The sequence below is a fragment of the Aggregatibacter sp. oral taxon 513 genome, from assembly GCF_018128305.1.
Taxonomy (GTDB): Bacteria; Pseudomonadota; Gammaproteobacteria; order Enterobacterales; family Pasteurellaceae; genus Aggregatibacter; species Aggregatibacter segnis_A.
On sequence record NZ_CP072381.1, the window covers coordinates 1,124,835 to 1,139,031 of the forward strand.

Annotated in this window: 14 protein-coding genes; 9 read left to right on the forward strand and 5 right to left on the reverse strand. The window is 44.2% G+C overall.

Translation table 11 applies throughout. The annotated features are described in order from the left end of the window. Positions 1–5: 5 nt before the first annotated feature. The 4 genes from ribD to J5A60_RS05400 all read right to left on the reverse strand — a co-directional run bounded on the left by ribD (position 6) and on the right by J5A60_RS05400 (position 3,702). Positions 6–1,130 (reverse strand): bifunctional diaminohydroxyphosphoribosylaminopyrimidine deaminase/5-amino-6-(5-phosphoribosylamino)uracil reductase RibD, encoded by a 1,125-nt coding sequence (gene ribD / locus J5A60_RS05385; RefSeq protein WP_212509701.1) that lies wholly within the window; start codon positions 1,128–1,130, stop codon positions 6–8. Next, positions 1,130–1,582 (reverse strand): transcriptional regulator NrdR, encoded by a 453-nt coding sequence (gene nrdR, locus J5A60_RS05390; RefSeq protein ID WP_006718479.1) that lies wholly within the window; start codon positions 1,580–1,582, stop codon positions 1,130–1,132. The genes ribD and nrdR overlap by 1 nt, the downstream gene beginning before the upstream one ends. Before the next feature lie 133 nt (positions 1,583–1,715). Next, on the reverse strand, positions 1,716–2,804 hold the full coding sequence (rlmM, locus tag J5A60_RS05395; RefSeq protein ID WP_212509702.1) for a 23S rRNA (cytidine(2498)-2'-O)-methyltransferase RlmM: 1,089 nt from the start codon (positions 2,802–2,804) through the stop codon (positions 1,716–1,718). Beyond that, the gene (locus J5A60_RS05400; protein ID WP_006718483.1) at positions 2,797–3,702 is read right to left on the reverse strand and encodes a transcriptional regulator GcvA; all 906 of its coding nucleotides are present in this window, start codon (positions 3,700–3,702) and stop codon (positions 2,797–2,799) included. Before J5A60_RS05400 ends, rlmM begins: the two co-directional genes overlap by 8 nt. Positions 3,703–4,161: 459 nt before the next feature. On the opposite strand from J5A60_RS05400, the gene J5A60_RS05405 reads away from it, so the two are divergent. Next, positions 4,162–5,181, forward strand: a complete 1,020-nt coding sequence (locus J5A60_RS05405) for a branched-chain amino acid aminotransferase (protein ID WP_212509703.1) — start codon at positions 4,162–4,164, stop codon at positions 5,179–5,181. 108 nt (positions 5,182–5,289) lie between these two features. On the opposite strand, the gene mdh is transcribed toward J5A60_RS05405, so the two are convergent. Beyond that, on the reverse strand, positions 5,290–6,225 hold the full coding sequence (mdh, locus tag J5A60_RS05410) for a malate dehydrogenase (RefSeq protein ID WP_212509704.1): 936 nt from the start codon (positions 6,223–6,225) through the stop codon (positions 5,290–5,292). Positions 6,226–6,479: 254 nt separating this feature from the next. On the opposite strand from mdh, the gene argR reads away from it, so the two are divergent. From argR to J5A60_RS05450, 8 genes are all read left to right on the forward strand, one after another. Next, entirely contained in the window at positions 6,480–6,947 is a 468-nt protein-coding gene (gene argR / locus J5A60_RS05415; RefSeq protein ID WP_109432508.1) for a transcriptional regulator ArgR, read from the forward strand. Between the two features lie 24 nt (positions 6,948–6,971). Beyond that, positions 6,972–7,865: a TIGR01777 family oxidoreductase gene (locus J5A60_RS05420; RefSeq protein WP_212509705.1), complete on the forward strand. Its 894-nt coding sequence runs from the start codon at positions 6,972–6,974 to the stop codon at positions 7,863–7,865. Positions 7,866–8,018: 153 nt separating this feature from the next. Further along, entirely contained in the window at positions 8,019–8,600 is a 582-nt protein-coding gene (gene rsxA / locus J5A60_RS05425) for an electron transport complex subunit RsxA (protein ID WP_212509706.1), read from the forward strand. Beyond that, entirely contained in the window at positions 8,600–9,193 is a 594-nt protein-coding gene (rsxB, locus tag J5A60_RS05430; protein ID WP_212509707.1) for an electron transport complex subunit RsxB, read from the forward strand. The genes rsxA and rsxB overlap by 1 nt, the downstream gene beginning before the upstream one ends. Further along, on the forward strand, positions 9,194–11,587 hold the full coding sequence (gene rsxC, locus J5A60_RS05435) for an electron transport complex subunit RsxC (RefSeq protein ID WP_212509708.1): 2,394 nt from the start codon (positions 9,194–9,196) through the stop codon (positions 11,585–11,587). Between the two features lie 9 nt (positions 11,588–11,596). After that, complete coding sequence (rsxD, locus tag J5A60_RS05440) at positions 11,597–12,688, forward strand: electron transport complex subunit RsxD (protein ID WP_109858748.1); 1,092 nt, start codon at positions 11,597–11,599, stop codon at positions 12,686–12,688. 10 nt (positions 12,689–12,698) lie between these two features. Further along, on the forward strand, positions 12,699–13,310 hold the full coding sequence (gene rsxG / locus J5A60_RS05445; protein WP_109858747.1) for an electron transport complex subunit RsxG: 612 nt from the start codon (positions 12,699–12,701) through the stop codon (positions 13,308–13,310). Continuing rightward, a complete protein-coding gene (locus J5A60_RS05450; RefSeq protein WP_048750538.1) occupies positions 13,310–14,017 on the forward strand; it encodes an electron transport complex subunit E in 708 nt (235 codons plus the stop codon). Before rsxG ends, J5A60_RS05450 begins: the two co-directional genes overlap by 1 nt. The last annotated feature ends 180 nt before the right edge of the window (positions 14,018–14,197 follow it).

Sequence of the window (14,197 nt, forward strand, 5' to 3'; positions counted from 1 at the left end):
GTTCCTCATTTTCTTATATAAATTAACTTGAGATCATCGCCAACAGGTTCGCAAGATTGCAGTTGCCATAAAGGCGCATCGGCAAGTTGCGTTAAATTAGGCAAATGGCATAAATCTCTGGCTTGATCGCCTAACAATTTTGGCGCCATGTAAATAATCAGTTCATCCACCAAATTTTCAGCAATTAATGCGCCTGCTAAAGTCGCGCCCGCTTCCACCCAAAGGGTGTTAATTTGGCGTTTGCCTAATGCCGACATCAAGGCTTGCAAACGAGTTTCACCTTGATTTCGGTCTAATTGTAAGTACTCGGTAAAGACCGGAAAGCCTGCAAGGGGATAACCATCTTCGCCGACCAACCAAACCGGTGATTCCGTTGAAAACACCTTAAAATCCGACCGCACTTTATGGCTAGAATCCAAAATGACACGCACCGGTTGGCGTAATTTTTCTTGTGGATAGTCAGCTTTTACGTTAGGCGGTAATTCTTCCCAACGTACATTTAAACTTGGATCATCCGCCAGCACGGTTTGTGAAGTCGATAAGATCGCAGAAGCCTTGGCGCGATATTGCTGTACATCCGCCCTTGCCTGTGCGCCGGTAATCCATTTGCTTTCGCCACTTGCCATAGCGGTTTTGCCATCAATACTCATGGCCAGTTTTAACTGCACGAAAGGCTTGCCGGTACGCATGCGTTTTAAAAAGCCTTTGTTCAACAGTTCGGCTTTTTCTTCCAATAATCCCGCCGCACTTTCAATGCCTGCATCGCTTAAAATCTGTAACCCTTTGCCCGACACTTGTGGGTTCGGATCGCACATCGCCGCAATCACTTTACTCACGCCGGCTTCAACCAAGCCTTTCGCACAAGGCGGCGTACGCCCAAAATGAGAACAGGGCTCTAAGGTGACATAAGCTGTTGCACCACGGGCATTTTCACCGGTTTCACGTAATGCCATCACTTCCGCATGCGGCTCACCGGCTTTCGCATGAAATCCTTTGCCGACCACCTTGCCATCTTTCACCAAAACACAGCCCACGGAAGGATTTGGCGTTGTGGTGAACTCGCCCTGTTTGGCTAAATCAAGCGCCAGTTGCATAAAAGCAACATCTTTTGGGCTAAATGGTTTGTTCATCAATGATCCTTTAAGTTTTCGATTTCCTGGCTAAATTCGTTGATGTTATCAAAACTCAAATAGACGGAGGCAAAACGGATATACGCCACTTTATCTAAATTCTTTAATTCTTCCATCACTAATGTGCCCACTAATTTACTCGGCACTTCGCGCTCACCGGTCGCGCGCAATTTGTGAATAATACGGCTAATGGCTTTTTCCACATCGTCAGCACTCACAGGGCGTTTTTCCAAGGCATGTTGAATGCCTCGACGTAATTTATCTTCATTAAACGGCTCACGATTGCCGTTATTTTTAATTACTTTCGGCACAATTAGTTCAGCCGTTTCAAAGGTCGTAAAACGCTCGTGACACTGACCGCACTCTCTACGGCGGCGTACCTGAAAACCGTCAGAAACCAAACGACTGTCAATCACTTTGGTTTCTTCTGTCGAACAAAAAGGACAACGCATACTTGTCTCCCATCATAAATAGCGAAAAAAACAACTGCACTTTGGCGTAAATAGCGCGGTTATTTTACAAATTATTTGCACAAAGTGCGGTATAAAAAACAAAAATTTTTAAGTTTTACTTCACGCTAATCGTTTATAGCAAACGCAAGTAAACCGTGATTTCTTCTCGATCGTGATACAGGTGTTTTGCCTGTAACTGGAATTTTAACCCTTGTTGGGACAATTTATCCGCAATGAATTGCAGACATTGTTGTACTTCCGCATAGCGTTTTTTCATCGGCAGCTTCAAATTAAAGATCATGCTGTGACACCAACCATTCAACAGCCATTTCACCATTAACTCGGCAATTCGGCTTGGCTGCTCTACCATGTCGCACACTAGCCAATCAATTTTACGTCGTTTCGGCGGCTGAAACTTAAAACCGTCTTCCGCACAATGCTCAATACGCCCCGTATCATGCAAACTGGCTGCCATTTTGCCGTGATCCACCGCATACACAAACAATCCACGTTTCACTAACTGATATGTCCAACCGCCCGGGCAAGCGCCGAGATCCACGGCATACATGGTTTCGTTAAGCAATTCCGCTTCTTTTTGGCGTGGAATAAAACTCAAAATCGCCTCTTCCAATTTTAATGTAGAGCGACTTGGTGCATCGGCAGGGAATTTTAGGCGTTGAATGCCCATTAAATGGGCGGAATGATTGTGATTGTAAGAGTAGCCCACATAACAAGTATTATTTTGTAAGAAAAAAACATGCAATGTCAGACCGCTCTTTAAGTTACTTTTTGCATTTAGCCAGCCTTGTTTTTTCAACGCTTGGCGCAGTGGCACCGTGAATTTACGGCAAAATCCAAGCAATTCCTTCGCTTCGTTCGTATCGGCGGTTTCTACCCATAATTCATTGCTGTTTGTTAATGGAATGGTCTCTGCAATCTGATGATATTGTTGAAGAATCGGAGTAATACGATCCTGCTGCGGTAAATCCGTCAGTAAATCGGAAACCACGATCATTTGACGTGCAAAAATCAGCTGTTGAAAGGGCAATTCTCGTGCCAATAAATCCGCTTCACCGGGCTGATAACATTCAAAAATTACATAGCCGCTGTTTTCGGTCACACGGGCGAAGCCAAAGACGCCTTTTTCTGCTGCTTTATCGGTGATTTCCGCCGCCAACTCGCGCTCAAATCCCATTCGACAATATAATGCCAACTTATTCATTTTCTTGTTTATTTTCTTCTTGATTAATGGTTTGAATAATCCAGGAACGGAACGCCACAATGCGCTCATCATTGCTGTTATCTAAATGATTGACCACGTAAAAGGATTTCGGATCCCGCAAATGGGTATCAAATACCGGTTGTAAATTGCCGTTGTCCAACTCTTGTTGCGCTAAAATACGATTGGCAAGCACGATGCCTTGTTCATGAATTGCCGCTTGCAACGCCATGAACGTATGACTAAAGATTGGGCCTTGCTGAATATTCAATTCTTCCAATGCCAAATAATTTGCCATATGTTGCCAATTATCGCGAGCATGAATATGCAACAACGTATGATGTTTTAAATCCTGTGGCTGATGAATCGGTTTTTGTGCCAATAATTTCGGTGCGGCAAGCACCAGTAAATCCTCTTCCACCAAACGATCCACTTGTAAGTTATCCCAGTTGCCTTTGCCGTAATAAATCGCAATATCAATGTCTTGGCTAAGCAAGCCTTCATCTTGATCGACGCCTTTTAAACGTACTTCAATGTCGGGATATAATTTATTAAATTCGCTTAAACGTGGCACCAACCATTGAATACCGAAGGTTTGTGGCACGCTGATAGTTAAATGCTTATCATTTTTTAAGGCGAATAATTTATCTGTCGCCTCCGCTAAACGGTGCAGAATTTTGGTGATGTCCGCATAGTAGGCTTTGCCAAAATCCGTTAATTCCAGCGCACGATTTTTACGTTTAAATAACGTAACGCCTAAGAAATCTTCCAAAATTTTTATTTGATGGCTAATCGCTGCTTGCGTCACAAATAATTCATCCGCCGCTTTCGTAAAACTTAAAAATCTCGCGGCTGACTCAAATGCTTTTAGCGAATTTAAAGGTGGCAAACGTTTATACATGTTATTTCCCAATGATTCATTTCTTAGAAAAAATTTAAATCAGATTACTTTTTTTTATCAATCTAATAAAAAAATCTCTTTTGCCCGTTATACTTATTCTACTTAAAATGAAACCATACTTAAGTCACAATTTCTTAACCGTTAAGATTTTCGAATTAAGTATGATGTTGTGTTTGCATATTGTTTGGTTTTTCCAAACCAAAGTAACGAAAGTTACTTTTTCTTTTCATTTCCTGTATATTCGGCATTTTCGCCAGACACCGCTCCCAAAAGAGCGGTGTTTTTTATGGGCGATTTTAACATAGTTCTGCTGTTATTTCCTGCCCTATTCCTCTCCCCCAAACGAGAGTCTTCCCACTTAAACTTTTCATTTGTTTTTACGACTAAAATATTTTCAATCCTGATGGAATGGTGTAGATTAAAAACGACTTAAATCGCAATCTATATTAAGGAAAAACCATGTCAGACTTACTTGATTGGAAAAATCTCGGATTCAGTTATATCAAAACAGATTATCGCTTTATCGCTCATTGGAAAGACGGCAAATGGGACAATGGTGAATTAACCACCGACAGCACATTGCACATTCACGAAGGTTCCACCGCGCTGCATTACGGACAACAATGTTTCGAGGGATTAAAAGCCTACCGTTGCAAAGACGGTTCAATCAACCTTTTCCGTCCGGATCAAAATGCGAAACGTATGCAAAACACCTGCGATCGCCTGTTAATGCCACAAGTGCCGACAGAATTATTTATCCGCGCCTGTAAAGAAGTGGTTAAAGCCAACGAAAAATGGCTCGCTCCATATGGTAGCGGGGCCACACTTTATCTTCGTCCATTCGTTATCGGTGTCGGTGAAAACATCGGCGTACGCCCCGCACCAGAATACATTTTCTCCATTTTCTGTTGCCCAGTAGGCGCCTATTTCAAAGGTGGTATGAAACCGTCTAATTTCTTGGTAACCGATTATGACCGCGCTGCACCGCATGGTACCGGTGGCGTCAAAGTGGGCGGAAACTATGCGGCAAGCTTATTACCACACGAACTTGCCGCTGAACGCAAATTTGCCGATGCCATTTATCTTGATCCGAAAACCCATACCAAAATTGAAGAAGTGGGCGCGGCAAACTTTTTCGGCATTACGCGCGATAACAAATTCATCACGCCACTTTCGCCATCCATTTTGCCAAGTATCACCAAATACTCACTGCTCTATTTGGCAAAAGAACGCTTAGGCATGGAAACCATTGAAGGCGATGTCTATATCAATGAATTAGACCAATTCGCCGAAGCGGGTGCTTGCGGAACGGCTGCTGTTATTTCACCTATCGGTGGCATTCAATATGGCGATGACTTCCACGTTTTCTATTCAGAAACTGACGTGGGTCCAATCACTAAACGCCTTTACGAAGAACTTACCGGCATCCAGTTCGGTGACGTAGAAGCACCAGAAGGTTGGATTGTGAAAGTAGATTAATTTCTGCTTTCCAAAGGATAAAAGTGCGGTCAAATTTGACCGCACTTTTCATTTATATCCGATAAAAAAATCCCCATAACCTTAGGGCTACGGGGATTTTTAGTTGAATTATGGATTAACGAATTTTTCGCCTAATTCAATATCTGCACGCAATGTCGGTAACATAGCGTCCAACGCTTGTTGCTCAAACGCGCTAAGTTTACCGATTGGCAGAATTTCTTCTACACCTTCTTTACCAAAACGAACCGGTTGAGCAAAGAAGCGAGCATATTTACCATCGCCTTCGACATAGCTACATTCAATCACCGTTTCGCCTTGTAATCCGCGTACTACCGCATTTGCAAAACGTGCCGCAGCTTGAGCCATGGATAAGGTTGCAGAACCGCCACCGGCTTTAGCATTCACCACTTCAGTACCGGCGTTTTGAATACGTTTAGTTAACGGCTCGATTTCTTCCTCTTTCCATTCAGCGTATGGCACTTGAGATAATAAAGGAAGAATGGTCACGCCGGAGTGTCCGCCAATCACCGGCACGGTTGTACGATAAACGTTTAAGCCTTTTAATTCGGCAACAAAGGTTTCAGAACGAAGCACGTCTAATGTGGTCACGCCAAATAATTTACGTTTGTCATAAACACCGGCTTTTTTCAAGACTTCTGCTGCAATCGCAACAGTCGTATTTACCGGGTTGGTAATGATCCCAATGCATGCTTTCGGACAGGTCACAGCGACTTTTTCAACTAAGTTACGTACGATGCCTGCGTTAATGTTGAATAGATCTGAGCGATCCATTCCCGGTTTACGTGCTACGCCGGCAGAAATTAGCACGACATCCGCGCCTTTTAATGCAGGTGTCGGATCTTCACCGGCAAAACCTTCCACTTTAACCGCGGTCGGAATGTGGCTGATATCCACAGCAACGCCCGGGGTTACCGGTGCAATATCATAAAGTGATAGCTCGGAACCTGCCGGCAACTGTAGTTTCAGCAATAATGCTAATGCTTGACCGATACCGCCTGCGGCACCTAAAACTGCAACTTTCATTTCATTCTCCTCATGTAGTAAGAAATGGGTAGTTAAAAATTTGTAAAAATTGTACGCCTACCAACGTTTAAATTCAAACAGACAAATTCAAATGTGCGATCTAACTCAAATTTTTTCTTTTTCCCCGTAAAAAAGGTCATAAAAAACGCCTTAAATTTCCACCGCACTTTCACCTTATAAAGTAAATATTTATTTGCTAAAAACGCTATTTTTATGCAAAATTCAGCCACTTTAATCTGATAAGAGAAAGGCTCATGTTAAACGAAAATCCAGATAACCTGACAAAAGCATTCAAAGATTTATTGCGCCAAGAAAAATACGGTTCACAAAGTGAAATTGTCACCGAATTACATAAAATGGGATTTAGCACAGTTAATCAATCGAAAGTCTCCCGTATGCTCAGTAAATTTGGGGCGGTTCGCACCCGTAATACCCGTATGGAAATGGTCTATTGCTTGCCAAGTGAGTTAAGCGTGCCAAATACGCGGAGTTCCTTAAAAGATTTAGTATTAGACATTGATCATAACAATATGCTTATCGTCATTCGGACAACACCGGGCGCAGCACAACTTATCGCGCGTCTGCTGGATTCCGTGAGTAAAATGGAAGGCATTTTGGGCAACATTGCCGGCGATGACACCATTTTTGTGACACCAACCAAAGAAACCGACATCAATAACTTAATGTTGCGTATTCAAGAGTTATTCGAAAATACCCTTTAAGTGCGACAAAAACAGAAAAACTGTATGAAAATTCTCCTTACTGGCGCCACTGGTTTTATCGGAAGCGCCTTGATTCCTTCATTATTGGCGAAAAATCATCAAATTACCGCCTTGGTGCGCCATCCGGCAAAAGCCAAACAACAACTCCCCTATCCCATTGAATTCATTAATACATTGGATTACTTTCAGCATTTTAATCAATTCGATGCGATCATTAATTTAGCAGGAGAACCAATATTTTCTCGTCGCTGGACAACCACACAAAAAGAGCGGTTAGAATCTAGCCGCATTTCATTAACCGAAAAACTGACACACCTGATAAATCGTAGCGACGATCCGCCACACTGTTTTATTTCCGGTTCCGCCACAGGTTATTACGGTGATTGTGGCGAACAACTTATTGATGAAAATACGCCCCCGGCAAATCATTTTGCTGCCCGCTTATGTCAACAGTGGGAAGCCGCAGCCTTAAAAGCCAACACGCGAGTATGCCTCATACGCACCGGCATGGTACTCGGCACACAAGGTGGTGCATTGGCAAAAATGTTGCCGTTATATCGTTGTGGACTAGGTGGAAAACTGGGTTCCGGCAAACAGTTCTGGAGTTGGATTGCCTTAGAGGATATGGTACGTGGCATTTTATTTTTATTGGAAAATGCCGATTGCCGGGGCGCATTTAATTTTGTTGCACCACATGCCATACGTAACGCCGAATTTAATGTGTTATTAGGTGAAACCTTACGCCGCCCTCACATGGCAACCGCTCCGGCGTTTATGTTGAAAATGTTACTCGGCGAACGTGCAAATTTATTACTCGACAGTCAAAATCTCGTACCACAACATTTGCTAGCTCAAGGGTTTCAGTTTGAACATCCTGATCTTGCTCAATTCCTCCAGAAAGAAATCACCGTTAAATAAAATCTCTCGAATTTTCCACCGCACTTTTCCAAAATACGCTTTTCGACGTATAAAAAAGTGCGGTGGTTTTTGCTAGAATTTCTCCCAATTTTTTATTGTTCTTAAGCCCATAAATGGCGATAATACACCGCTTATACGAACGAATTGAACGCTATGACACATTACATTCTACTGATCATCAGCACGGCATTGATTAATAACTTCGTGTTGGTGAAATTCCTTGGACTCTGCCCTTTTATGGGCGTCTCAAAAAAAATCGAAACCGCTATCGGCATGGGCTTGGCAACAACCTTTGTGCTGACAGTGGCGGCGCTTTGTTCCTATTTGGTGGATAATTATATTCTCGCGCCATTGAACGCAACTTTTTTACGGACACTCGTCTTTATTTTAGTGATTGCCGTGGTGGTGCAATTCACCGAAATGGTGATCAATAAAACCAGCCCAATGTTATATCGTTTATTAGGGATTTTCCTACCGCTCATTACCACCAACTGTGCCGTGCTTGGCGTGGCGCTGTTAAACGTGAATCTTGCGCATAATTTAACGGAATCGGTGGCTTATGGCTTTGGTGCCTCTGCCGGTTTTGCCTTAGTTTTAGTCTTATTTGCCGCATTGCGTGAACGTCTGGTTGCCGCTGATGTACCGATGCCATTTCGCGGCGCATCTATCGCCTTGATTACGGCAGGCTTAATGTCTCTCGCCTTCATGGGCTTTACCGGATTGGTGAAACTATAATGGCGACTTTCTATTATGTTCTCATTGCCATTGTTGTATTGGCGCTGATTTTCGGCGCTATTTTGGGCTTTGCATCCGTAAAACTGAAAGTCGAAGCGGATCCTATTGTCGAAAAAATCGATGCGATTTTACCGCAAAGCCAATGTGGACAATGTGGCTATCCCGGTTGCAAACCCTACGCAGAAGCTATTGCCAATGGGGATGTGATTACGAAATGTATTCCAGGCGGCAGACCAACTGTCATTAAAATTGCCGAACTCCTTGGTGTTGAACCACCGGAAACAGACGATTTAGCAGAAGATCCTACACCGAAAGTCGCCTTTATTGACGAGAATATGTGTATCGGCTGTACCAAATGTATTCAGGCTTGTCCGGTGGATGCCATTATCGGTAGCAATAAACTCATGCATACCATCATTCCTGATTTATGTACCGGTTGCGAGCTTTGTGTTGAGCCTTGCCCAACGAGCTGTATTTCCATGATTAAAGTCGAAAAAAATATTGATACTTGGGATTGGAAATTCGATCCTAATTTAGTGATTCCGATTGTTGATACCACATCGGTTGAAAAGAAAATCATTGTGGGGAAATAAATGGCGGATGTATTAACACGTTTCAACAGTGGCAAACTTTGGGAATTTGACGGCGGCATTCATCCACCGGATATGAAATCCCAATCTAACGGCACGCCTATTCGCACGCTCCCTCTGCCCGATAATTTTTATGTCCCGCTAAAACAACACGCCGGTACTGCAGGAAACCTGTTGGTAAAACCTGGGGATCTGGTTCTCAAAGGACAACCTCTGACACAAGGCGATGGCTGGCGCACCTTACCTGTTCATGCACCAACCTCCGGTACGGTCATTGCCGTAGAGCCTTATGTCGCAGCACACCCATCCGGATTGACAGAAACCTGCGTACATATTCAAGCAGACGGCTTGGATCAATGGCGACCACAAATGCCAATCGAGGATTTTTTCACCAAAACTCGGGAACAGCTGATTGAAAAAATTTATCAAGCAGGTATTGCCGGCTTGGGTGGCGCGGTATTCCCGACAGCCGCCAAAATTCACTCTGCTGAAAAACAAGTTAAACTGTTGATTATTAATGGCGCAGAATGTGAACCCTACATCACCTGCGATGATCGCTTAATGCGCGATTACGCCGATGAAATCATCGAGGGCGTGCGTATTTTGCGTTATATTTTGCGCCCTGAAAAAGTCGTTATCGCCATAGAAGACAATAAACTTGAAGCCGTATCTGCCTTAGAACGTGCGTTACATGGCGCTAATGATATTGAAATCCGCGTCATTCCGACCAAATACCCTTCCGGCGCAGCAAAACAACTCATTCAAGTGCTGACCGGCATGGAAGTACCAAGCGGACAACGTTCTTATAGCATTGGTGTACTCATGCAAAACGTGGGAACCGCCTTTGCCATTAAACGAGCTGTACTTGATGATGAGCCATTAATTGAGCGCGTTGTTACCCTCACCGGCGATAAAATTCCTAATAAAGGCAATTATTGGGCACGCTTCGGTACCCCAATTTCGCATTTATTGCGCGAAACTGGCTACCAATATGACAACCGCTTCCCGGTCTTCATGGGCGGTCCAATGATGGGCGTGATTCTACCTGACTTAAATGCGCCGATGACCAAAGTAGCAAACTGCTTATTGGCACCGGATCATTTTGAATATGCGCCACCGGAACCGGAAAAAAACTGTATCCGTTGTTCAGCCTGTTCCGACGCTTGCCCGGTAAAACTGATGCCGCAGCAACTCTATTGGTTTGCGCGAAGCGAAAATCACGAAAAATCGGAAGAATATTCTCTCAAAGACTGTATTGAATGTGGTGTGTGCGCCTACGTTTGCCCAAGCCACATTCCGCTTATTCAATATTTCCGCCAAGAAAAAGCCAAAATTTGGGAAATTAAACATAAAGCAAAATTAGCAGAAGAAGCGAAGATCCGTTTTGAACAACGCCAAGCCCGCCTAGAACGGGAAGAACAAGAGCGCAAAGCGCGTTCTCAACGAGCCGCTGCAGCACGCCGTGAAGAATTAGCACAGCAAAAAGGCGTCGATCCGGTCGCTGCTGCCTTAGAACGTTTAAAAGCGAAAAAAGCCGAGTCTGCAGAAAATGCGCAAATTGAGCAAAAAACCCTTATTGATGAAAAAGGCCATATTCAGCCTGACAATAGCGACATCATGGCACAACGCAAGGCTCGCCGATTAGCTCGTCAAGCGGAAACCGTAGCGTCTGCCGAACCGGCAACAGCACAAAATGCGGTTAAAATTTCAGATGAAAATCCGGCAGAAACGGATCCGCGCAAAGCTGCGATTGCCGCCGCACTCGCACGTGCTAAAGCGAAAAAAGCGGCGCAGCAAGGGGAAACCGCAACCTCTACCGAACAGACAACAGTCCAAAGTGCGGTTCAAATTCCAGATGAAAATCCAGTGGAAACTGATCCACGCAAAGCTGCGATTGCTGCCGCACTCGCGCGTGCCAAAGCGAAAAAAGCGGCGCAGCAAGCAGAAGCCGTAACCTCTACCGAACCGGCAACAGACCAAAGTGCGGTTCAAATTCCAGATGAAAAATCAGCAGAAACGGATCCACGCAAAGCTGCGATTGCTGCCGCACTCGCACGTGCTAAAGCGAAGAAAGCCGCTCAGCAAGGAGAAACCGTAGCCTCTACCGAACCGGCAACAGCCCAAAGTGCGGTTCAAATTTCAGATGAAAAACCTGTGGAAACGGATCCGCGCAAAGCTGCCATTGCCGCTGCTATCGCACGTGCTAAAGCGAAGAAAGCCGCTCAGCAAGGGGAACTCGTAACCTCTACCGAACCTGAAACAGCACAAAGTGCGGTTCAAATTTCAAATGAAAAACCTGTGGAAACGGATCCGCGCAAAGCTGCCATTGCCGCTGCTATCGCACGTGCCAAAGCGAAAAAAGCCGCTCAACAGGCACAACAAAATGAACAGGATTAAGGAATATACATGTTTAAGATGATCAGTTCACCTCACACCCATTCAGGCAAACTCACGGCGCGCGTGATGTTTTGGGTGATTCTCGCCATGATTCCGGCAATCATTTTGCAAATTTATTATTTTGGATTTGGCGTATTGATTCAATCCGCATTAGCCATCGGACTGGCGTTATTACTGGAATGGAGCGTCTCGCTATTACGCAAAAGACCGGCTCTGAGCGATATTTCTGATTTTAGCGTCATTTTAACCGCACTGATTCTTGCTGTGGCGATTCCGCCTTATGCACCTTATTGGATTATTCTTATTGGCACATTTTGTGCGGTGATTCTCGGCAAGCATGTTTATGGTGGTTTGGGACAGAATCCGTTTAACCCTGCCATGGTGGGGTATGTGGTGCTGCTCGTATCGTTCCCATTACAAATGACCACTTGGATGCCGCCCATTGCGTTATTGGCGGAGCCGCCGACCTTTCATGATGCGGCATTGTTGATTTTCTCCGGACTGACTTCCGACGGTTTTAGTCTTCATCAATTAACGGCGTCCATTGACGGCATTACGCAAGCAACACCGTTAGATACCGTACGAACCTTTTATTCTTCTGCTAGTTCCTGCATAACCGATGCGATATGTTCCGAAGTGGCATTTTATGAATTGACTAACTTACCGATTTTCACGCAAAACGGTTGGGACTTCGCACAAGGTTGGTGGCAAATTAACCTAGCCTTTTTACTGGGCGGCATCTTTTTAATACTGAAAAAGGTGATTCACTGGCAAATTCCGGTGGCGATGCTAGGCAGTTTTACGCTATTGAGCTTGCTCACCGAACTCTTCGGCAATGGTGCACACTTAACCGTACCGGGACAGTTATTCAGCGGTGCCATGATGTTCGGTGCATTTTTTATCGCCACCGATCCTGTTACCGCCTCTATTACGCCACGAGGCAAACTGGTATTTGGTGTTCTCGTGGGGAGCTTACTATATTTAATCCGTTTTTACGGCAATTATCCTGACGGTGTCGCATTCGCTATTTTACTCAGTAACATTTGTGTGCCATTAATTGACCACTATACCCGTCCGCGCGTTGCCGGCCATCGGAAATAAGGACTTCGCCATGCAAACCATTAAAGTTACTTCAAAATCCGCTATGTTGTTGGCATTCGTGGCATTTTGTTGCACGGCAATATCCAGTGGGGTTTATTTTTTAACTAAAGATAAAATCGCTCAAGCAATGCAAGAGCAACAACGGGCGTTGTTATTGCAAGTAATTCCACAGGACTACTTTACTAACGATTTAACACAAGATTGTGATGTACCGAAAATCGACGCATTGCAAAATGTCGCGATTCAAAAAATCTGTACAGCCAAAAAAGACGGCAAAATCACCGCTTATGCTTTTGAAAGCGTGGCACATGACGGTTACTCCGGTGATATTCGTATTTTAGTCGGCATGAAACCGGACGGTGAAGTGCTTGGTGTGCGAATTACAGAACATCATGAAACACCGGGTTTAGGCGATAAAATCGAAACGCGCATTTCCAATTGGATTTTGAGTTTTGATCATCAAATCATCAGCCAAGAGAAAGCGGCAGAATGGGCGGTAAAAAAAGATGGTGGGAAATTCGATCAATTTGCCGGCGCCACGATTACGCCGCGTGCCGTTGTCAACCAAGTAAAACGCGCGGCACTTGCCATGTTGGACAACTTGCCGAAAGAGAAAGAATAATGGATAAATTAAATGAGACCGTAGAAACCTCACAAGCAAATGACACTCAAAGTGCGGTGAATATTTCAGATAAAAACAACATTTGGAAAACAATCTTCATTCAGGGCATTTGGACCAATAACTCCACGGTGGTGCAACTGCTTGGCTTGTGTCCATTATTGGCAGTCTCCAACTCCGTCACTAATGCTCTGGGTTTAGGTTTAGCCACTATGCTGGTGCTTACTTGTACCAACACGGTGGTTTCCGTATTCCGTAAACACATTCCAAATGCAATTCGTATTCCGATTTATGTCATGATCATCGCCAGCACAGTAACGGTGGTGCAATTATTGATGAACGCTTATACTTACGAACTTTATCAATCGCTCGGTATTTTCATTCCGCTTATCGTCACCAACTGTATTGTAATCGGTCGTGCGGAGGCTTTCGCCTCTAAAAACAGCATAGCCCATTCTGCATGGGATGGTTTTTCTATGGGATTGGGCATGTTGCTTGGTTTGGTCGCTCTCGGTGCTATCCGTGAAATTATCGGCAACGGCACCCTGTTTGACGGCATTGAAAATCTGCTAGGCGATTGGGCTGCATTTATGCGAATTGAGTTTTTCCATAGCGACAGTAATCTGCTACTGGCAATTTTGCCTCCCGGTGCATTTATCGGTTTAGCATTGCTATTAGCGTTAAAAAATATCATAGATACAAAAAAGTAGTTTAAAAATAAATAATGCTCAGATAATTCGTCCCCATCTAATTTGCCTGAGCGACTGAGAATTTTTAGGAAAATTTAGCTTGTTTGAGCAACCTAGTTGCGAGTTCTAAATTTTCCGTAAGGAAAATTCTCACCAAGCTCAGACAAGCAAATTAGCTTGGGGTGTGTTTTTTGCTACTTT

What these genes read in the sequence shown, in the direction of transcription:
- rsxD (WP_109858748.1), top strand. Translation starts at nt 11,597, where the DNA reads ATGTTTAAGATGATCAGTTCACCTCACACCCATTCAGGCAAACTCACG.
- rsxB (WP_212509707.1), top strand. Translation starts at nt 8,600, where the DNA reads ATGGCGACTTTCTATTATGTTCTCATTGCCATTGTTGTATTGGCGCTG.
- mdh (WP_212509704.1), bottom strand. Translation starts at nt 6,225, where the DNA reads ATGAAAGTTGCAGTTTTAGGTGCCGCAGGCGGTATCGGTCAAGCATTA.
- rsxC (WP_212509708.1), top strand. Translation starts at nt 9,194, where the DNA reads ATGGCGGATGTATTAACACGTTTCAACAGTGGCAAACTTTGGGAATTT.
- J5A60_RS05420 (WP_212509705.1), top strand. Translation starts at nt 6,972, where the DNA reads ATGAAAATTCTCCTTACTGGCGCCACTGGTTTTATCGGAAGCGCCTTG.
- J5A60_RS05400 (WP_006718483.1), bottom strand. Translation starts at nt 3,702, where the DNA reads ATGTATAAACGTTTGCCACCTTTAAATTCGCTAAAAGCATTTGAGTCA.
- argR (WP_109432508.1), top strand. Translation starts at nt 6,480, where the DNA reads ATGTTAAACGAAAATCCAGATAACCTGACAAAAGCATTCAAAGATTTA.
- rsxA (WP_212509706.1), top strand. Translation starts at nt 8,019, where the DNA reads ATGACACATTACATTCTACTGATCATCAGCACGGCATTGATTAATAAC.
- rlmM (WP_212509702.1), bottom strand. Translation starts at nt 2,804, where the DNA reads ATGAATAAGTTGGCATTATATTGTCGAATGGGATTTGAGCGCGAGTTG.
- J5A60_RS05405 (WP_212509703.1), top strand. Translation starts at nt 4,162, where the DNA reads ATGTCAGACTTACTTGATTGGAAAAATCTCGGATTCAGTTATATCAAA.
- nrdR (WP_006718479.1), bottom strand. Translation starts at nt 1,582, where the DNA reads ATGCGTTGTCCTTTTTGTTCGACAGAAGAAACCAAAGTGATTGACAGT.
- ribD (WP_212509701.1), bottom strand. Translation starts at nt 1,130, where the DNA reads ATGAACAAACCATTTAGCCCAAAAGATGTTGCTTTTATGCAACTGGCG.
- rsxG (WP_109858747.1), top strand. Translation starts at nt 12,699, where the DNA reads ATGCAAACCATTAAAGTTACTTCAAAATCCGCTATGTTGTTGGCATTC.
- J5A60_RS05450 (WP_048750538.1), top strand. Translation starts at nt 13,310, where the DNA reads ATGGATAAATTAAATGAGACCGTAGAAACCTCACAAGCAAATGACACT.